This window comes from Streptomyces diversicolor, from assembly GCF_057537855.1.
In genome coordinates, this window is the sequence record NZ_BAAJXA010000010.1 from 217,089 (window position 1) to 235,620 (window position 18,532).

Here is an 18,532-nt window from a genome sequence, read left to right on the forward strand (position 1 = left end):
ACTAGTGAGGTGAAGAAGGAAGATGGTTGAGCAGGTAACGCACCCCGAGGGGGCGCAGGTCGTCATCGAGATGTGGTCCGACCTGGCTTGCCCGTGGTGCTATGTCGCTAAGCACCGGCTCCGGACCGCGATCGAGCACCGCCCGGACGCGGATCGGTTCAAGGTCGTGATGCGGTCCTTCGAGCTGAACCCGGCCGCGCCGAAGCAGCCGGAGACGATCGAGGAAGCCTTCATTCGTACCCACGGCGGAACCGCCGCCCATTTCATGGCGGCAGAGCGCCGGATCCAGGCGATCGCCCGCAGGGAGGGCCTCGAGTTCACGCTGGACCGTCTCAGTGCCAACACCTTCGACCTGCACCGCGTGGTGCAGTACGCCAACAACGAGGGGCTGGGGTTCGAGTTCTTCTCGACTGTCCAGGACGGCTTCTTCGCCGGCGCCCTCAACCCTTACGCCCCTGACGCCCTGGCCGGGGTCGCCGAGTCGGTCGGGCTGGACGGCCGGCGAGTGCACGCGATCCTCGCGAGCGGTGAGTACGCCGACCGCGTACGCGCCGACCGAACCGAAGGTGCGGAGCTGGGCGCGACCGGCGTGCCGTTCGTCGTCCTCGACCGGCGGGTCGCTGCCCCGGGTGCCCAGGAGGTTCCGGTCTACGGCCAGCTGCTGAAGCAGGTGGCCGGGCCCGTTTCGAGCGAGCGTGTGTCATGAGCGAGCCGAAGGGTGGCCTCCAGATCGTCGCGGCCCCTGCCGGCGGGTGGTGCGAGCCCGACACCGGAGTCCGCCACATCGACGAGACAGGCCGCGCCGAGGCTCCCGACGAGACGGCCGCGCACGACGCGCCGAGCGCTGCGGAGCGGTGAGCCACCACCGTCGCCGCGGTGCGTCTACGCGCTGACTGCGGCCTTGCCTCGGCCGACTCCGGTCAGCTCGCTGGCCGCCCGGTTGGCGGCGATCTCGCGGTGGTGGGCGGCGGCCCAGCCGGCCATCGCCATGACCGCTTCCATCAGCGACCGGCCCAGCTTGGTGAGCTCGTACTCCACCCTTGGAGGGACCTCGGGGTACGCGGTCCGGGTGATCAGCCCATCGCGCTCGAGGTGCTTGAGCGTCTGGGTCAGCATCCGCTGGGAGATCCCCGAGATGCTCGCCTGCAAGTCGGAGTACCGCAACGGACCGGTGTTCAGGGTGCTGATGATCAGCACGGTCCACTTGTCGCCGATGCGGTCGAGCACCTCACGGATGAACCCGCTGTCCTCCGGCCATGTCTGGCACGGACCTGCGATCTGTCGCGCTGACGCCATCTCAACAACCTCTCATCCGGTGTGTAACCGCACTACCAGTATGTAACGCCCTCGGGGCGACCACACGCCAATCCACGACCACAGCCCCTCGTGCGGGCCCGCTCTCGGATCGCTGGAGCAGGCTCGCAACCACTCCGAAAGGACCCACCCCATGTCGTACCTGCTTCACATCGACTCCTCCTCGCTCGGCGAGGCATCGGTCTCGCGCCAGGTCGCGCAGTCCTTCCTCGACGGCTGGAGCGGCGACGTCGTTCACCGCGACCTGGCCGCTTCGCCCGTGCCCCATCTTTCCGCGGCCGGCATCACCGCCCGCGCCACCGCCCCCGCTCGGTACACGCCCGAGGAGGCCGAGGCGGCCGCGATGCAGGACGCGTTGATCGAAGAGTTCCTCGGCGCGAGCGCCTATCTCTTCACAGTCCCGATGTACAACCTGACGATGCCGTCGGTGTTCAAGGCGTGGCTGGACCAGATCATGGTCTTCGGCCGCACCATGGACTTCGAGGCTCCCTCGCCGGCTGCCGGTCGTCCAGCCGTGGTGATTTCGGCGCGCGGCGGCGGATACGGTCCCGGCGCACCCAAGCACGGCCTGGACTACGTCGTGCCCACCCTCAAGGCCGTGCTCGGCCGTGAGGACATGCTCGGCCTCGACGTCACCACCGTCATTCCCGAACTGACGATGGTGCCCCACGCCCCGGCCCTGGCCGCCCTGCTGCCGAGGCACGAGGCATCCATGGCCAGCGCCCACCACCGTGCCCGCGAACTCGCCGCCACGATCGCCGACGGCACGACCGCCGCCTGAACCCCGAACCGACCGCGGAGTAACCCTCGTGGCTGCTCTGATCGTCCTTGGTGGCAGCGGCCGCACCGGTGTACACGTCCTCGAACAGGCCGCTCAGCGTGGCCACCGCGTCCGAGCACTCGTGCGCGACCCAGACTCGGTTCAGCCGGCGGCGGGTGACTCGCAAGTCGCAGCCACCAAGCGCATCCGACTTGTCCGGCTCCTTCGCCAATCCGACCTGAAGTCAACACCGTTGCGTTAGCGCCGTGAGCGGTTGCTGAGGCCGTGCTCGAAGAATGCGATGGCGGCGTGGACGGTGTAGTTCTGGGACTTCTGGGGGTGTTGTCCGGCGTTCGGGCCGTACCTGCTGGTGGGGTTCTTGCGAGTACGGGCCTTCACCCGTTGCCGGCGGTGGGCGGGCAGGAGGTCGCCCAGGGCGGCGTGGCCGGTCGAGCCGACCAGGTCTATGAGGGTGCCAGGGAAGATTCCATGGCCGGCGGTGACGGTGCAGGTTGCGGCGGTCAGCAGGACGGTGAAACTGATCCGGTCCATGGGTACTTCCGGCCGTCCGGTCAGGGCGTCGTCGCCGGCGCGGATCAGAGCCTGGTAGGCGGTGAGCAGGGCGTAGACCTCCTGGTCGAGGCCATCGATGCTGCGGGAGCGCAGGACGCGGCCGTCGAGCATGGTGGCCTTGATCGAGAAATACGTCGTCTCTGCCTGCCACCTGCGGTGATAGAGATCAACGAGTTCGGCGGCCGGGAAACGGACGGGGTCGAGCAGGTTGGTGATCAGCCGCCACTGCTCGATGCGGACGGTGCCATCGGCCAAGGTGAGGGTGAGAGTCGCCTCGATCACGCGCACCGGCAGCAGCACCCGCAGGACGCCGTAGCCGATGCGGGCGATGTAGGAGCCGTCGCCCAGGTGCTCGGCAGGGGTGGGGACACGGCGGGCCCCGGAATGCACCAGGTACCGCGCCCCGCTCTGATGGACGGCATCAAGGAACTCGTTGCCGTCGAATGCCGCGTCGGCCAGCAGGAGCATTGTCTTGTCCAGGGCGGTCAGAAGCCGCTTGGCGTAGGGGAGTTCGCCCTCGGACTCCGGCCCGAAGGCGGTGGCCATGAGCGCGCGGGTGCCGCACGCGACCAGGGTCAGCAGCCGCAGCAGCGGGTAGCCGAACTCCAGACTCTCCCCGGCCCGCTTGGGGTAGAGCCAGGTGACCGACTCATCATCGGGGGTGTGCAGCAGGGTACCGTCGACGGCCACCGTGCGAAGGCCCCGGCCTGCCCGGGGCGGGCGACGGGCCCAGCGAGCGTCTCGAACAGACGCCGCAGAGGTGCGGCCCCCACCCTCCGCCTGGCCCGCGTCAGCGAGGAGGTCGCAGGACGCACCAGGGCCAGCGGGGTCAGCGCGGCGGTCATCTTGGACCACACCGTGCGGTACGAGCAGTGTTCGAACAGCGCGAGAGCGAGCACGAAGTACACCACCACCCGCGAAGGCAGCAGCCGCACGCGCTTCTCGCGCCGACCAGTCTCCTCCAGCACCGCATCCACCAGCGCGAAGTCCACGATCTGGGTCAACTCCCCCAGATCTCGAACAGAGCGGCAGCCAGGAGGAGGTAGACGACCACCCGGGCCGGGAGTTTCCGCAACCGCTGCTGGACGGCCCCGCACTCGGCCAGGGCGGCGTCGACCATCTCGAACGGGACGATCTGCGTCAGCTCGCCCAGATGCCCCGGAGCGAAACGACCATCGGCTACCGCGATCTCGCGGCTGATGACACACTGACCCGACAGCGGAGCCTCCGGTGCTGTGAACGGCTTGTCTTGGCGGACCAGCCAGTTCTACCGGGGCTCCGCTTCTCGCGTCCGGCATTCCCCAGATCAGACACCACTTGCAACCACCGACCCGACCCCTAACTTCATGGCCTTGGGCTTTAGCCTGTGAGCACCTCACGGTGCCCTCGCCGGTCCGTCACCGAGTATCCGTCCGCAGCCCGTCGAGGAGGACGGCGAGCGTCGCCTGGCGGCTGCGGGCAGGGTCCGGCTCAAGCCCCAGGGCGCAGCCGGACGCCGTGGCGGCCTGCGTCAACTGCAGCACGTCCTGCCAGGTCAGGTCGCGCCGCAGGGATCCGGCACCCTGGGCACGCTCGACCACGAGCCGGGCGAGGTCCAGGAGCTGGCGGCGCTGCGCGGCGATCGCCGGGCCGCCGTGCTGACCGAGGGAGCTCGACAGGCCCGCGTTCTGCGCGCTGCGCAGGGTCAGGTCGCCAAACAGCAGAACGAAGCCGTCCCACGCGCCCTCGGCTTCCAGGGCCCGGCGGGCAGTGGCGGTCAGTTCGCCGAGGATGTCTCCTAGCACGGCTGCCATGAGCTGCTCGCGCTCGGGGTAACGCCGGTAGACGGTGCCCACGCCCACACCCGCCTCCCGCGCGATCTCGTGGAAACTCACCTCCAGCCCATGAGCGGCCACGGCGCGGCGGGCCGCCGCCAGGACCCGCTCTGCATTGCGCTGTGCGTCGGCACGCACCGGCGCTGCTGCTGTCGGTTTCTGGGCGCTCATGACTCCTATCGTACCCACAAGTGGACAAGACTTGTCCGTTTACCTACTCTCGAATAACCGGACATGTCTTGTCCGCTTCTGGGTGATGGAGGTGGGAGTGTGGATTCCCGTGTATGGCTGGTCACCGGCGCCGCGGGCGGGCTGGGGCGCGCCCTGGTCGGTGCGGTCCTCGCGGCCCGCGAGCGTGTGATCGCCCCAACGCGCCGCCCGCAGGAGCTACGGCGCCTTGCCGCCGCACATCCCGGGCGCCTGCACGCCCTGGATGCGGACATCACCGACGCCGTCGCGCTGCAACGAGCGCTGGACAGCGCTGTGACCGAGTGCGGCCGGCTGGACGTGGTGGTCAACAACGCGGGCTACGCCTTGGCGGGCCCGTTGGAGGAACTGGACGACGCCGGCCTTCGCGCTCAGTTCGAGGTGAACTTCTTCGCCGCCGTGAACGTCCTGCGGGCCGCCCTGCCGCATCTGCGTAGAGCGAGGGCGGGCCGGGTGCTGCAGATCAGCTCACTGGCAGGACAGATCGGCTCGCCCGGCATGGGCGCGTACACCGCCAGCAAGCACGCGCTGGAAGGGCTCTCCGTCTCGCTGGCCGCCGAACTCGCCCCGCTGGGGATTCACACGACCATCGTCGAACCCGGCGCCACCCGCACCGACTTCCGCGCCGCCTGGGCCGGGCGGCTTCCCGCGCAGGCAGCCATCCCCGACTACGCCCCCGTTCACGAGGCACTGGCCCGCTCGGCCGGTGCCGCAGGAGCCCAGACCGGGGATCCCGCTCGCACGGCCCGGGCCCTCATCGCCCTCGCGGATCTGCCCGAACCGCCACTGCGCCTGCCTCTGGGCAGCGACGCCCTCACCAGCATCGAGTCCGCACGCACCAGCCAGCTCCGCGAGCTGCGCCACCACAGCGTGCTGAGCATCTCCACCGACCACCAGCCAAGGAACACCAAAATGCCCACCCGCCGAACCACCGCCCCGCTCGCCGTCGTCACCGGCGGCAGCGAGGGCCTGGGGCTCGCCATCGCCGACACCTTCGCCCGGAGCGGGGCCGACCTGGTCCTCGTCGCCCGCGACCACGACAAACTCGAAAGGGCCCGCAAGAACCTCCTCCAGCACGGCACCACCGTGCACACCGTCTCCGCCGACCTGGCCACACCCGGCGCCCCGGCCGAGATCGCCGACCGGATCCGCAACCTGACCGACCGGGTTGACACCCTGGTCAACAGCGTCGGAACCGCACACTTCGCCTCGCTCGCCGACACCACCACCGACGCGATGCACACAATGTGGCGCCTCAACGTCGAGGTACCCCTGTTGCTGAGCCAGCAGCTGCTGCCCGCCCTCCTGACAGCCGAAGGGAACATCATCAACATCAGTAGCTACTGGGCCCACAAGATGGTCGCCGGCCGCCCCTCGGCCGCCTACTCCGCCACCCGGGGGGCCCTCAACTCCCTGACCCTGGCCCTGGCCAACGAACTCGGCCCCCAAGGCGTACGCGTCAACGCCATCGCCCCCGGCGCCGTCCGCACCCCCACCTATGAACGCTCCTACCTTGAGCCCATGAGCGCCGAGCAGCGTGACTCCCACGACCGGCAGATCGAACAGTCCTACCCCCTGGGACGCCTGGGCACCGCATCCGACATCGCGGCCGCAGCCACCTATCTGGCCTCCGCCACCTGGACCACCGGCGCCATCCTCGACGTCGACGGCGGCCTCACCGTCCGCTGACACGGCGCCGCTCATCCGCCCTGGGGCCAGGGATGCCAGTCGTGATGTTCGCCTGCGTCAGATTGGGGACTGTACGGTCACTGGCTCTGGCCCGTAGTCGGCGGTGACGTTGAGTAGCCGTCCTTGATCATGATCTTGCGATGGATGTCAACTCCCTGGCGCTGGCCCGTAGTCGGTGGTAACGCCGGGTAGCGGTCAGGGCAGGAGGATGCGGTGGCGGAGGAGGTCGAATCCGGCTCGTCCGTGCATCTGTCGCGTGATCCTCTTGGTGCGGGTGTTGACGCCTTCGGTGCGGCCGTTGTGGTAGGGCAAGGTGAGGCCGGCGTTCACGGCGGGCCGGTCGATTTCGAGGCCGTTGGTGAAGCTGCGCAGGTGGGGCAGGTTGACGGCGCGGACGGCCGTGATCCAGGCGGTGAGTTTCGCGTCGTTGCCCGCGGCCGGTTTCAGCAGGGTTGCGAAGCCGCGTATGAGATCGGCGAGTGCGGTCATCTCTGGGCAGGCCGCGGTGATCTTCTCCAGCAGGGTTGTTTCCTTCGGGCGCCGGTTTTCAGGGTCGGTGAGCAGGAGGCGGCTGGCGTGACGTGGGGTGGTGACGGGGCGGTCGCCTTCGGCGCGGCCCTGGTTGAGGTAGCGGACCAGCAGGTTGGCGCTGCCCGTATAGCCCAACTCCCCGATCTCTTCGAGGAGGTGGGTGACCGGGACGGCCGGTTCCTGGGCACGGCGCCGGCGCAGGTGCTCGCGGTAGGGGTCGACGAGGGTTGGGCGGTAGGCGGGGGCAATTCGCAACACCTGGGGTTCACGCATGCGGGCGTAGCGTTTGACGGTGTTCAGGGCCAGGTTCAGACGGCGGGAGCAGTCGAGCAGGCCGACGCCCTGGCCGAGGAGATCATGGACCTTGTCCCAGCGTTCGCGAGTGGTCTGCTCGCGTACTCCGCCGGGGCGGGGCGGGTTGACGGTGGCCCAACATCCGGCGTGTGCGCGGACCGCGAGCTGGACCTTGTCGCAGAGATTGCGCCAGAGGTGCCACCGGTCGCTGACCTGCACCGCATCCGGCAGGGCGCGACGGACGGCCTCGGCGTAGGTCGCTGAGCCGTCCCGGCATACGACCTCTGCGCCGGGATGGGTCCGCAGCCAGGACTCCAACGTCGCGGCCTCGCGGTCGGGCAGGGCCGCGAGGCGTCGGCCCGTCTCGGCATCCGTGATGATCGTGGCGTAGCGGTGGCGACGGCGCAGCGCGAAATCGTCCACGCCGATCACCCGCGGGATCGCCTGCTGAGGGACCGGTAGGCGCAGCAGATGGCGCAGCGCGGTACTGCGGGAGACGGGCAGGGCCAGCAGGCCGGCCAGGCGTGCCGTCACCCGGCCGCACAACGCCTGCGTCACCTGCGATATCTGCCCAGCCAGCCGCACCGTGCGGCGCTGATGGCGCTCCAGCAGTCCGGGAATGTGCTCACGGAAGGTCTGTCGCCCACAGCCCAGAACCGGACAGACCAACCGCCGTACGCACAGGCGTACCACGACCTCGCGGCCGTCGACCGGCACGTCCCGCACCGCCCGGCGGTGGTACCCGTGCACCTCCGCCGTCGGCGTCCCGCACACCGGACACGGCACCGCCACATCCCGAGTGCGGGCCGCGACCACCACCGAGTCACCGCTGTCCGCCACGTCCTCGACGACCAGGGCCGACAGCCCGGAAAACACCGTCTCCACAAGGGAGTTGACATCCATCACAAGATCATGATCAAGGACGGCTACTCAACGTCACCACCGACTACGGGCCAGAGCCGTTCGCTACACAGACCCCACCTGGGTGCGGGAGCGCTGCTCGATCATCGCCCCCGGCGATCGCTGGCTCGGCATGGTCACCTCGGGCGTTCCCACTGCGACAGGCCTACCGCAGTTGGGGCAGGTAGGTGCCGGGAGTTTGGCCGGTGACCCGGCGGAACGCGGCGATGAACGCGCTGGGTTTACGGTAGCCGACTGCTCGGGCGGTGGCGTTGACTGATACGCCGTCGGCCAGCATCGGGATGGCGGCGCGGATGCGGACCTGAGCGCGCCAGGTGGCGAAGTTGAGCCCGGTCTCGGCGCGGAACAGCCGAGACAGGGTGCGGACGCTGGCATGGACGTGATCGGCCCAGGCTGTGAGTTCGCGCTGGTCGGCCGGGTGGGCGATGAGCTGTTCGGCGATCGCGCGGGCTCGCGAGTCGACGGGCATCGTGACGTGGATGTGATGCGCGGGCAGCGGGGTGAGCAGCTCGAACATGAGCGCCTCGGCGGCCGGACGGCTGTGGTCGTCGGGCGCGATGTGGTGCAAGTGCGTGATGATCTCGCCCAGCAGCGACCCGACGGTGATGCAGGTGGGCTCGGTCCAGGTGATTGGGGCAGCGGTCGGCGGCGAAGGTGATGGTCAACATTTCGCCCGCGTGCAGCACGGCGCCGGCGTGCTCGATGCCGCCGGGCACCCAGAGCCCGTAGCCGGGCGGGATCAGCCAGTCACGACGGGCGACGGTACCCATCAGCGTCGCGGTCGAACTCCATGTGAGCATCGGTTCAGGGTGCGAGTGCAGATGCAGCAGTTCGTGGTCCTGGGCGGCGTCGCGGTCGATGCACAGGATGGGCGAGGCCGTCGGCTCCACCGTCGTCGAAGTCGCTCCTGCGCGTGCCGAGCCCGTGGTGCCCGTTGGCCGGGACTTCTCCGGCGAACCGCTCGCGGTCCGCCCCACTAGGTTGGCCGGTTTGGGGTATCGATTGGCCTCTGCGCGCACAGCGGCCAGCTTAACTTAGGGGTGCCTAACTGAGGAGTGTGTGGCTGATGAACGACGTGATGATCGAGGCCGAAGGCCTGGTGAAGCGGTACGGACCGACCGAAGCGGTGGCCGGGGTGAGCCTGCGGGTGCCAGCCGGAATGGTGCTGGGGGTACTCGGCCCGAACGGCGCAGGCAGGACGACCACGGTTGGGGGTCTCCATGACCCTCTCCACTGAGCCGCTCTCGCCTGCTCTACGCCGATCGGTGGGGGTGGTGATGATCGGCGCATCGCTGTCATTTCTGGATTCGACGATCGTCAACGTCGCCGTGCACACCCTCTCGGTCGACTTGCGCGCCGGACTGGGGACGGTGCAGTGGGTGGTGACCGCCTACCTCCTCGCGCTCGCGGCGGTCATCCCCGTGACAGGCTGGGCGGCCCGCCGGTTCGGCGCCGCTCGGCTGTATGTCGCCGCGCTGGCGGTGTTCACCCTCGGGTCGGTGTTGTGCGCGTGCTCGCAGAGCGTGGGAATGCTGATCGCCTCCCGGGCACTGCAAGGCGTCGGCGGTGGGGCGATCATGCCGGTCGGCACGATGATCTGGACCGCGCAGTCCTCCAAGGCGCAGATGGGGCGAGTGATGAGCCTGATCGCGGTGCCGATCGTGCTCACCCCGACGCTCGGACCCACCATCGGCGGTCTGCTCATCCAAGGCATCGACTGGCGGGCGATCTTCTGGCTCAACGTCCCCTTCGGCGTCGTCGGTGGCGTGCTCGCTCTGCGGCTCCTGCCCCAGGGAAAGGGAGGCGACGCGCGACGGCTGGATGTGATCGGCCTGATCCTGGCATCCGCAGGGATCGTGGGCATCACCTACGGCCTGGCAGAGATCGGCGCCGCGGCTGGGCTGGACACGGCTGCCATCGTTGCGCTGCTGGTCGGATTGGCCGCCCTGTTCGGCTTCGTCGTGCACGCCCTACGGGCGAAGCGGCCGCTGCTCGACCTCCGGCTGTACGCCAGCCGAGCGTTCACCGCCGCGTCGGTCGCCACGTTCGCACTCGGCGCCGCGAATTACGGCGGGATGATCCTCATGCCTCTGTACTTCCAGACCGTCCGCGGCGAGGACGTGATCCTCGCCGGGCTCTTGCTCGCACCGACCGGCCTCGGCGCACTGCTCGCGGCACCGCTCACCGACCGCTACGGCGCCGGGATCACCGCCTTCACGGGCGCCGCCATCTTGGCGGTCTCGACCATCCCGTTCGTGTTCCTGACCGCCACCACCCCCTACACCCTGCTGTGCCTCGTCATGGTCGTCAGAGGCGTCGGGTTCGGCCTGTCGATCATCCCGGCAATGACCGCCTCCTACCGCGCCCTGCCACCGGACAAGATCCCCGACGCCACCCCGCAACTCAACGTCCTTCAACGCGTTGGCGGCGCGATCGGCACCGCCGTGCTCACCGTCATCCTCGACGGCCAACTTCGCCACCACCCAACGCCCGCCGGGCAGGCCAGCGGATTCGGGACCGCGTTCCTCTGGGTGCTCGCGATCACGATCGCCGCCGCTGTCCCCACCATCCTGCTCGCCCGCACTGAACACCAAGCCCGCCGCCGCGCCAACGCGTCCAAGCTCGAGGAGGCCGCCGATGCCGGCCACTGACACCCAGCTCACCACAACTCGTCTCGCCTACCTCGTTGCTCAGCGGCTCGGCCGCCTGGCGACTGTGGACCCCGACGGCCGCACGCGTGCGCCGTCCGCGCATGACACCCGACCGGGGCTCGAGCTCCTCCCCGCCAGCCTCGACGCTCCGCGCGAAGTCGGCTACGAGGCCCTCACCATGGACCTGATCGCGGTCCGCGCCCACTGCGGCAAAGCCGCCCTGTACTGGCAGTGGACCAGCACGCCCCACTGGTCGCGGCCGCGCCCTACGCCACCCGCCCCCTGCGCGCGGAACTGGTCGACACCGGCAGCCTGCGCGGCGACCTCATCACCCGGGGACCCTCACGGGCACGACCACGACATCGGGTTCCGGCACCGTGCCGTCCTCCCACTCGGCCAGTGTGTGGTCGGGCAGCAGGTGTGCTCCGCCGGACAACGGGGACACACGGCGCTCGGCGGCAACGGTGTAGACGAAGAACTTCCCCGACTCGGCGAACACCTGATAGGGCGCCATGACATCCGTGGCCACGGAGCCCTCGTTGCTGACCGCCACCGCCACCGTGATGCGGCCCTGGGGCACCTCCCGGGCAGCCGGCCAGGACCGGGCAGCTGATTCCCCAGGGGCGGCGGTGAAGCTGTCCGTCATGGACGCGTTCACCCCGGCGAAGGCGATCCCTGCGAACGACGCCATGGACAGTGCCGCGCTCATCAGAACCCAGCCGGCACGGCGCGCCGTCCGGCGGCCCTTGCTCACCTCGGACAAGACATACCTCATCAATCCGGGCACATGTCGGCAGCGCTGCGCACCGATGGCCCACGAACAGGAAGAAGACAGCAACAAAGGACGTGAAGGACCGGGATACGGCCCTTCGTCAGATGCGGTCGCGCTCGTCAGCCGGTCGGCCGCAGTGGTGTGCGCAATCGCGAGGGCGGGACTCCGAAGGCATCGACAACCAGACGGCGCAGGTGCCGCGCGTCGCGGAAGCCACAGCGGGCGGCGACCGCCTCCACCGTCAGATCGGTGCCGGCCAGCAGTGTGCGGGCCCGTTCCAGACGCAAGCGCCGCTGGTAGGCGAGCGGGGTGATACCGGTGGCCGTGGTGAAGGCCCGGCTCAGGCCGCGCGGGGACAGACGGGCGATGACCGCGAGTTCATTCAGGGTCAGAACCGCCTCCAGGTTCTGGGCGAGGTGGTCCTGCACCCGGTGCACCGCTGGCTGGACATGGTCGCGGTAGCGCAGGAACGGGCTGATCTGTGCCGAGCCGCCGTCCCGGCGCAGATACAGCACCAGCTCACGCGCGACACCTGCTGCCAGTTCCGGACCCCGGTCACGCTCGACGAGAGACAGCGCAAGATCGATCCCCGAAGAGATACCCGCGCTCGTGCTGACCCTCCCGTCATGCACGTACAGCGCGGCCTCGCGCACCCGGGCCCTCGGATACCGCGCGCGCATGGCCGCGGTGAGCGACCAGTGGGTGGTACATGCCCGGCCGTCCAGCAGCCCCGCCTCCCCCAGGACGGCAGCACCGCTGCACACCACAGATCCCCCGGCCCCGTCCGCGTCGTCGGCAGAGGCGAAAGCCCGGCCAGCAGCAGCCCCTGAGCAGAGCGCAGGCCCTCCGTCTCAGCGGCATACTCCAGCCGGTAACCGCCGCCCAGATGGGCGGCGGCATCGAAGACCTGCACCGGACCACCGAGATCCAGCAGATTCACCTCGGGCAGCACCAGCACGACCACCCGCCCCGTGCACCCGTTCCTCGCATCGCTCACCCGACCACCGTAGACAGCGCCCGGTAGCGTCCACGAGGCCCCTCAGCACCGGGCAGCGGACAGATCAGGCACTCAAGAAGAAGGAACCCGGCTCCCACCCGCGACACCTGGTCCACCCCGCGTACCTCGCTCACACAGGCGTGGGCACGGCGATACGCGACAGCACATGCCTGCCGCCGGCGTTGTCGGAAGCGCCGACCGCGGTGATCCGCATCGGCCGAGATCCCGGCGCTCCCGGCATCCAGGACACAGACACTCGGCTCGGCATCCCGCGCACCAGCCGGCGCAGGAGGCCATCGAGCCGACCGAGGACGCCCCTTTTCCGCCAGGCAGCGACGACGCCGGTCGGCGGCACACCGGAAACACACAGAAGCGAACGGAATCAGTGCGCCGCCGGGCCCGGTCGGCTACGGCGGTGGCGACGACCGGCAGATCACCGTCCCGACCGTCCATGTTGCCGCGGGCGATGGTCACACCGGATGAGCAGGCGCCCGGTCCGCTGCCTGTGGTGCCGACGGGGGCCGTCGTACCGCGTGATTTTCCCACCCGACGCCCCTGTCGTCCGGTTCCTGGTTGAATGCATACTTCACGCAGCGAAGTGGTGTCCGGTTTGTTCCAGGGGAACGGCGCCCGGCGAAGGGAGAAGCCGATGTCAGTGCACCGCCCGACGGACGGATCCCGGCCGGTGGCCGAGGAGACCTGGGAACTCGCCTCCGGCCCGGTGCGCGAACCGACCGGTTCCGCCGTCCACGACCCCGAACTGCTCCGCCGGATCGCCGCGTTCGAGCGGTCGGACCTGGAGTCGGTCTCGTTCCTGTGGTACGGCAACGGCCGGTGGGCGCGCTGCCGGATCCGGCGCGGGCCGACCGTCACGGTCGCCCTCCTTCTGCTGGACGGTCCGCCGGCCGGGCTGACGGCCCGGGAGGTGGACGTGGTGTCGCTGGTCGCGCTGGGGTTGTCCAACCGGGAGATCTCCAGCCGGCTCGGCACCAGTGTGCGAACGGTGACCACTCAGGTGGAGCGGCTGCTGAGGAAGACGGGGCAGGAGTCGAGGGCCGGGCTCGGCGCGATGGCCGTCGACCGTGAGCTGGTGCGGCTGCCGCTGCCCGGTGGGGTGGACCGCGGGTCCGGGATCAGGGTGCTCGACCTGGAACGGCTGGCCGCCGACGAGCCGTCGCGCCCCTCGGGGCTACGCCGGGTGAACGGCGGCCGGCGTCCGCTGCGGGTGGGCACCATCGCGCTCGGCGGCGCGTTCGCCGTCGACGGCGAGGAGACCATCCGGGGCGCGTCGCTCGCAGTGCGGGACGTCAATGCGCCGGCCTGGGAAGGGGGCCGGCCGGTGGAACACGTGATGGTGGCCATCGACCCGCTGTCGGAGGTGTCCGTACGGGCGGGGCTGGCGATGCTGGTCGAGCAGGACGTCGACGCGATCACCAGCAGTTACGCCAGCGCGTTCAGCCCGGCGGTGTTCGACTTCGCGGCGGACTACGGGCGGATTTTCCTGCACACCAACTCCTGGACGCACAGTGTGGACGCCGTCCGGTCGGCGCCCGCGCGCTACCGGCACGTCTTCCAGAGCTGCCCGTCCGAGAACGCCTACCAGGCCGCGCTGATCGCGCATCTGCGCGCGCACACGGCGGGGCGGTGCGGGCGGGGCCGGCTGGCGGTGATCGAGCTGGACGGTTACGGCTGTTCGATCACCGGCGCCGGCTTCAGCGCCCGGGTGAGCGAGGTGGGCTGGGCGGTCACCGCGGTCGCCCGGGTGGGTTTGTCGGTGCGGGACGCCGACGCGGTGGCGGCGGAGGCGCTCGGGGACGGAGCGGACCTGGTGGTGGTGTCACACGTGTCCCCGGAGACCGCCGCCCAGGTGCAGAACGCCCTCACCCGGGCCCGTCCGGGGCAGGAGTCGTACCACATCTACACCCCGTCCTTGCCGGGGTTCGCCCGATATCTGGAGCCTGGGGGCGGCGGACTCACCTGGTCCACGGTGACCGGGCGGTCCGACGACGCGCTCGGTCAGCGGTTCGCCGAGGCGTACACCCGGCAGTTCGGTGTCCCGCCGGGGTGGACCCAGGCCAGCGCCGCCTACGACCAGGTACGGATGCTGCATACGGCGGTGTCCGTGACCGGGTCGCTGCGTCCGGCGGTGATCGGTGAGTATCTGCGGTCGGAGGCGTACCGGGGCGTGAACGGGACGTATCTGTTCGCCTCTCCCGGGCAGTTCGCGGCCGGTTTCCCCTACGACTCCACCGACCTCGGCCTGGCGCAGCCGACCCTCACCTACCGGATGTCCGGCAGCCGTCAGGAGTCGGTGCCGCTGTCCGCCTGAGCGGGCGTCGCCGCGGTCTCCGCCGGGACGGGCACCCGGTCCCCCGTGCCGGCGAAGAAGCCACGGCAGTCCAGGACCCGGCGGGGTGTGGAGCAGGGATGCCCGAGGGCGAGGTGCAACACCGCGTCCTCCGGTTCCACGATCACGCTGGCCACCGTGGAGCCGCGGTCCAGTTCTGCGTCGCGCGGGTTCGGATGACAGCACAGGGAGTCCGGGTGTCCCGCGTGGTCGGCGAGGATCCGGTGCCAGCCGGCCACCGACGGCTCGGGGGTCGAGGCGGCCAGTTCCAGCGCCCGCTCCCGGCGGAACACGGTGTCCTGCATCACCCGGGGGCCGTGGTCGAGGGCGTCGGCCGGGTCGAGGGCGTCGAAGTGGTTGGCGTGGACGAGCAGTCCGCCCGGCCCGGCCCGTCGTACGCCGATCGCCTCCGGTCCGCCCGGCCTGGCCTCCACATCGATGCCCCGGCCCGCCTGGACCAGCAGGTAGTTGGCCGAGGAGGCCCGGGGAGCGGCGCGCAGCAGTTCCTCGCCCTCCCTGACGGATCCGGCGTCCAGCAGGGCCCGCAGCAGCAGGTGGTACGGCATGCCCGGCTCGCCCCGGTCGATCGAGGTGACCAGGGCGTTGGTGAGGACGGTCAGGCCGGCCGCGTTCACACCGAACTTGGCCAGCAGGCCCGCCTCCACCACCGACACCCAGCGCGGGCCGGTGCTGGGCACCGCCTCCAGGACGACGATGGTGCCGTGGGCGAAGGGGATCCAGTCCCAGTTCTGGCCGGCCAGGGTGCGCGGACCGCGCAGGTCGCAGAAGGAGGTGCACTCGCCGCGCCCCGGGAGACCCGAATCGGAGCCGGTGCCGTCGGCCGCGAGTTTGCGGGCCTTGCCGGAGAAGAGGATCTCAGTGCGCAGGTTGAGAGCCAGAATGTCGGCGAACCGGGCGCCCGCGCCGTCGGCGACGCCCTGGATCTCCTCCAGCAGCCGGGGGGCGAAGGCGTCGATCACCGGGACGAACCGTTCGGCGAGGTCGGCCGCTTCCCGCCAGGTGAAACCGGCGAAGGTGGCGTAGACACGTTCGTAGTGGGCGAGCGAGAGCTGTACGCGTCCGGCCGCTGCCCTCCCGTACTGCCGTCCTCGCTCGGCAGGGCCGCCGTGGACGCGGACGGTCGGGGGGAGCGGGGGCGCGGCCGAGGTGTCGGCCAGGGGCGTGTTCATGCGGCGCTCTGGCCTCCGTCCACGGGGACGGCCGTTCCGTTGACGAAGGAGGCGGCGTCGGAGGCGAGGAAGAGGCACAGCCGTGCCACCTCCTCGGCCGTCCCGGTGCGTCCGACGGGGATACGGCGCACGACCTCACGGAAGGCGTCCGGGTCCTGGGTGACGGTGGTCATCGGGGTGTCGATGACTCCGGGCAGGACGGCGTTGCAGCGGACCTCGTCGGGTCCCCATTCGACCGCGAGCTGCCGGGTGAGGGAGACGACGGCGCCTTTGCTGGCACTGTAGGCGGCACTCGGCTCGCTCGCGTCGCCGCGCACCGCGCCGATGCTCGACAGCAGGACCACGCTGCCCGGTCCGGGAGCGGCGGTCATCCGGCGGCCGGCCGCGGCGGCGACGAGCAGGGAGCCTCGCGCGTTGATGCCGAGCACGGCGTCCCAGTCGGCGGCGGTAGTGCGCACGGCGGGCTTGAAACGGTAGACGCCCGCGCAGTGCACGACGGCGGTGGGCGCCATGCCCTCCCACAGGTCGTCGGCGACGGCGAAGGCGGCCTCAACCGATGTCTCGTCGGTGACGTCGCAGCGGACAGTACGCACACCGTCCCGGGTGCAGGGCCGTTCGGGTCCGGTCAGGTCGAGGCCGGCGACGGACCAGCCGGTGCGGGCGGCGAGCAGGGCGGTGGCCCGGCCGATCCCGGACCCGGAGCCGGTGACCACCAGCCGCCGGGGGTGCGGCGGGGCGGCGTGGGTGTCGGTCATGAGGTGTAGAGCCCTCCGTTGACGTTGACGGTGTGGCCGGTGATGTAGTCGGCCCCGTCGAGCAGGTAGCGGATCGCGTCGGCGACGTCCTCTCCGGTGCCGTGCCTGCCGAGGGGCACGCAGGCGGCCAGGACGGAGCGTTCCTCGTCGAAGGTGTGTCCACTGCGGCGGGCCCGGTTGCCGATCTCCTCACGGTGCATCTCGGTCATGATGTAGCCGGGGGCGACGGCGTTGACCGTGCAGTGCGGGGCCATCTCGACGGCGAGGGTGCGCATCAGAGAGTGCGCGGCGGCCTTGGATGCGCTGTATGCGCCGGCGCCCGCGGTGGCGACCTGGGCGAACAGCGAGGCCAGGACGACGATCCGGCCGGGACGCGGTCCACGCTCCAGCTGTGTCCGCAGGGCACGAACGCAGTTCAGGACGCCGAAGAAGTTGATGTCGAGGACCTGCCGGATCTCGGCGTCGGGGGTGTCGAGCAGCGCGGCCTCGGGGCCGCCGACTGCCGCGTTGGCGACCAGGGCGTCGGCGCCGTTGTAGACCGAGGCGACGACGGCGGCCAGCCGCTCGGCGTCCTCGGGGCGGGAGACGTCGGCGATGACCCCGGTGGCGTACCGGCCGGAGGGGTCGAGGGTGCGGGCCGCGTCCACGACGTCGGCGCCGAGGTCGGCGAGGACGACCCACCAGCCCTCGGCGACCAGCCTGCGGGCGGTGGCGTGGCCGATGCCGCGCGCCGCGCCGGTGACCACGGCGGTCCGGCCGCGCGGGTGCGCCGCCGAACGGACCGGGGCCGCCCCGGCGATCGTGCCGTCGTTGTCGTCGGTCCGGACGTCGCGGCCGGTCATGAGGTCTCCGCCGGGGCCGGGGTGGCGGCGTGGGCGCGGTCGGCGATCTCGGCGCCGCGCGCGAACCAGATCCCGTCGTCGGCGCGCAGCGCCGCCAGGAAGCGTTCCAGCATGCGCAGTCGTCCGGGCCGGCCGATGATCTGCGGATGGACGGTCAGGACGGCGAGTCCGCCCTGGTCGTGGACGGCGTCGCACTCCTCCTGCCACAGCTCGGCGACCTCGCGGGCGGAGCGGATCGTCCGGTCCCAGCTGGAGGTGTCGAACCAGAAGTGTGGGGCGTCGTCGAGGGTCCAGTGCACCGGCAGCTCGACGATGTGGTGCGCCGGGTGCCGGTAGGGCGCGGTCGCGTCCATCAGGTTGGAGGCGTAGTCGAGCCCCTGTTCGACCAACAGGTCCAGGGTGTTCGGGCTGGTGTCCCAGGAGGGTGACCGGTAGCCGCGGATCCGGGGAGCGAAGCGGCGCAGCACGTCCAGTCCGCGACCCAGCTCGTCGGCCTCCTCGTCACGGCTCATCAGGTGCGGGGAGCGGTGCGTGAACCCGTGGTGTCCCAGTTCATGGCCCCGTGCGACGATGGACTCCACCGCGCGCGGGTGACGTTCCGCGTCGCCTCCGCAGACGAAGAACGTCGCCGGCACATCCAGGCGGGACAGTATGCCGAGAATTTCCGGTAGCGCCCGTTCCACGCCGTACCGGGCCTGGGACAGCACTCCGGGCCGTGCCGCGTTGGCCGGGTCTTCGGCGAGCCACATCTCCTCAGCGTCGAAATCGACGGTCAGCGCCATCGCGGCGCGGCTGCCAGGCGGCCACATAAGAAAATTCCTCTCGCTCTGCGTGAATCGCGTGCAGATCCGAGGAACACACTAATGCTCGGGCCG

Annotated in this window: 21 protein-coding genes; 8 read left to right on the top strand and 13 right to left on the bottom strand. The window is 70.5% G+C overall.

What is annotated here, in order from left to right; all coding sequences use genetic code 11:
• The first annotated feature begins 70 nt into the window (after positions 1 to 70).
• Positions 71 to 706: a DsbA family oxidoreductase gene (locus tag AC27LF_RS14610; protein ID WP_479664359.1), complete on the top strand. Its 636-nt coding sequence runs from the start codon at positions 71 to 73 to the stop codon at positions 704 to 706.
• Complete coding sequence (locus AC27LF_RS14615) at positions 703 to 858, top strand: hypothetical protein (RefSeq protein WP_479659595.1); 156 nt, start codon at positions 703 to 705, stop codon at positions 856 to 858. Before AC27LF_RS14610 ends, AC27LF_RS14615 begins: the two co-directional genes overlap by 4 nt.
• 24 nt (positions 859 to 882) lie before the next feature.
• On the opposite strand, the gene AC27LF_RS14620 is transcribed toward AC27LF_RS14615, so the two are convergent.
• Positions 883 to 1,296: a winged helix-turn-helix transcriptional regulator gene (locus tag AC27LF_RS14620; protein ID WP_479659594.1), complete on the bottom strand. Its 414-nt coding sequence runs from the start codon at positions 1,294 to 1,296 to the stop codon at positions 883 to 885.
• Between the two features lie 151 nt (positions 1,297 to 1,447).
• Between AC27LF_RS14620 and AC27LF_RS14625 the strand changes: the two genes are divergently transcribed.
• Together AC27LF_RS14625 and AC27LF_RS14630 are read left to right on the top strand one after the other, a co-directional pair.
• Positions 1,448 to 2,095, top strand: a complete 648-nt coding sequence (locus AC27LF_RS14625; RefSeq protein WP_479659593.1) for an FMN-dependent NADH-azoreductase — start codon at positions 1,448 to 1,450, stop codon at positions 2,093 to 2,095.
• 28 nt (positions 2,096 to 2,123) lie between these two features.
• Complete coding sequence (locus AC27LF_RS14630) at positions 2,124 to 2,336, top strand: NAD(P)H-binding protein (RefSeq protein WP_487227799.1); 213 nt, start codon at positions 2,124 to 2,126, stop codon at positions 2,334 to 2,336.
• Here AC27LF_RS14630 and AC27LF_RS14635 read toward each other — a convergent pair.
• From AC27LF_RS14635 to AC27LF_RS14650, 4 genes are all read right to left on the bottom strand, one after another.
• Positions 2,333 to 3,337, bottom strand: coding sequence for a transposase (locus tag AC27LF_RS14635; protein ID WP_479659591.1), 1,005 nt, complete (start codon positions 3,335 to 3,337; stop codon positions 2,333 to 2,335). The two genes, AC27LF_RS14630 and AC27LF_RS14635, sit on opposite strands and share 4 nt — an antisense overlap.
• Positions 3,223 to 3,639, bottom strand: coding sequence for a transposase domain-containing protein (locus tag AC27LF_RS14640; RefSeq protein ID WP_487227801.1), 417 nt, complete (start codon positions 3,637 to 3,639; stop codon positions 3,223 to 3,225). The genes AC27LF_RS14635 and AC27LF_RS14640 overlap by 115 nt, the downstream gene beginning before the upstream one ends.
• A gap of 8 nt (positions 3,640 to 3,647) precedes the next feature.
• Positions 3,648 to 3,767: a transposase domain-containing protein gene (locus AC27LF_RS14645; RefSeq protein ID WP_479659590.1), complete on the bottom strand. Its 120-nt coding sequence runs from the start codon at positions 3,765 to 3,767 to the stop codon at positions 3,648 to 3,650.
• A gap of 277 nt (positions 3,768 to 4,044) precedes the next feature.
• Positions 4,045 to 4,632, bottom strand: a complete 588-nt coding sequence (locus tag AC27LF_RS14650; RefSeq protein WP_479659589.1) for a TetR/AcrR family transcriptional regulator — start codon at positions 4,630 to 4,632, stop codon at positions 4,045 to 4,047.
• Positions 4,633 to 4,731: 99 nt separating this feature from the next.
• Here AC27LF_RS14650 and AC27LF_RS14655 point away from each other — a divergent pair, with 99 nt between their 5' ends.
• The gene (locus tag AC27LF_RS14655; RefSeq protein ID WP_479659588.1) at positions 4,732 to 6,357 is read left to right on the top strand and encodes an SDR family NAD(P)-dependent oxidoreductase; all 1,626 of its coding nucleotides are present in this window, start codon (positions 4,732 to 4,734) and stop codon (positions 6,355 to 6,357) included.
• Positions 6,358 to 6,552: 195 nt separating this feature from the next.
• On the opposite strand, the gene AC27LF_RS14660 is transcribed toward AC27LF_RS14655, so the two are convergent.
• Positions 6,553 to 8,085 carry an ISL3 family transposase gene (locus tag AC27LF_RS14660; RefSeq protein ID WP_479659587.1) on the bottom strand — a complete coding sequence of 511 codons (1,533 nt, stop codon included), beginning with the start codon at positions 8,083 to 8,085 and terminating at the stop codon, positions 6,553 to 6,555.
• 163 nt (positions 8,086 to 8,248) lie between these two features.
• Positions 8,249 to 8,671 carry a helix-turn-helix transcriptional regulator gene (locus tag AC27LF_RS14665; protein ID WP_479659586.1) on the bottom strand — a complete coding sequence of 141 codons (423 nt, stop codon included), beginning with the start codon at positions 8,669 to 8,671 and terminating at the stop codon, positions 8,249 to 8,251.
• A gap of 498 nt (positions 8,672 to 9,169) precedes the next feature.
• On the opposite strand from AC27LF_RS14665, the gene AC27LF_RS14670 reads away from it, so the two are divergent.
• The gene (locus AC27LF_RS14670) at positions 9,170 to 9,340 is read left to right on the top strand and encodes a hypothetical protein (RefSeq protein WP_479659585.1); all 171 of its coding nucleotides are present in this window, start codon (positions 9,170 to 9,172) and stop codon (positions 9,338 to 9,340) included.
• Positions 9,324 to 10,754: a DHA2 family efflux MFS transporter permease subunit gene (locus tag AC27LF_RS14675; RefSeq protein ID WP_479659584.1), complete on the top strand. Its 1,431-nt coding sequence runs from the start codon at positions 9,324 to 9,326 to the stop codon at positions 10,752 to 10,754. The genes AC27LF_RS14670 and AC27LF_RS14675 overlap by 17 nt, the downstream gene beginning before the upstream one ends.
• 328 nt (positions 10,755 to 11,082) lie before the next feature.
• On the opposite strand, the gene AC27LF_RS14680 is transcribed toward AC27LF_RS14675, so the two are convergent.
• Together AC27LF_RS14680 and AC27LF_RS14685 are read right to left on the bottom strand one after the other, a co-directional pair.
• Positions 11,083 to 11,517, bottom strand: a complete 435-nt coding sequence (locus AC27LF_RS14680) for a hypothetical protein (protein WP_479659656.1) — start codon at positions 11,515 to 11,517, stop codon at positions 11,083 to 11,085.
• 128 nt (positions 11,518 to 11,645) lie between these two features.
• Positions 11,646 to 12,293 carry a GlxA family transcriptional regulator gene (locus AC27LF_RS14685; protein WP_487227800.1) on the bottom strand — a complete coding sequence of 216 codons (648 nt, stop codon included), beginning with the start codon at positions 12,291 to 12,293 and terminating at the stop codon, positions 11,646 to 11,648.
• Positions 12,294 to 13,172: 879 nt separating this feature from the next.
• On the opposite strand from AC27LF_RS14685, the gene AC27LF_RS14690 reads away from it, so the two are divergent.
• Positions 13,173 to 14,852, top strand: a complete 1,680-nt coding sequence (locus AC27LF_RS14690; protein ID WP_479659582.1) for an ABC transporter substrate-binding protein — start codon at positions 13,173 to 13,175, stop codon at positions 14,850 to 14,852.
• Here AC27LF_RS14690 and AC27LF_RS14695 read toward each other — a convergent pair.
• From AC27LF_RS14695 to AC27LF_RS14710, 4 genes are read right to left on the bottom strand one after another with little or no spacing between them, the layout of a single operon-like run.
• Positions 14,825 to 16,060 carry a C45 family autoproteolytic acyltransferase/hydrolase gene (locus tag AC27LF_RS14695; RefSeq protein ID WP_479659581.1) on the bottom strand — a complete coding sequence of 412 codons (1,236 nt, stop codon included), beginning with the start codon at positions 16,058 to 16,060 and terminating at the stop codon, positions 14,825 to 14,827. The genes AC27LF_RS14690 and AC27LF_RS14695 overlap by 28 nt on opposite strands.
• Positions 16,057 to 16,815: an SDR family NAD(P)-dependent oxidoreductase gene (locus tag AC27LF_RS14700; RefSeq protein WP_479659580.1), complete on the bottom strand. Its 759-nt coding sequence runs from the start codon at positions 16,813 to 16,815 to the stop codon at positions 16,057 to 16,059. The genes AC27LF_RS14695 and AC27LF_RS14700 overlap by 4 nt, the downstream gene beginning before the upstream one ends.
• The gene (locus tag AC27LF_RS14705; protein ID WP_479659579.1) at positions 16,812 to 17,657 is read right to left on the bottom strand and encodes an SDR family NAD(P)-dependent oxidoreductase; all 846 of its coding nucleotides are present in this window, start codon (positions 17,655 to 17,657) and stop codon (positions 16,812 to 16,814) included. The genes AC27LF_RS14700 and AC27LF_RS14705 overlap by 4 nt, the downstream gene beginning before the upstream one ends.
• Complete coding sequence (locus tag AC27LF_RS14710) at positions 17,654 to 18,466, bottom strand: polysaccharide deacetylase family protein (protein ID WP_479659578.1); 813 nt, start codon at positions 18,464 to 18,466, stop codon at positions 17,654 to 17,656. Before AC27LF_RS14710 ends, AC27LF_RS14705 begins: the two co-directional genes overlap by 4 nt.
• Positions 18,467 to 18,532 lie beyond the last annotated feature (66 nt).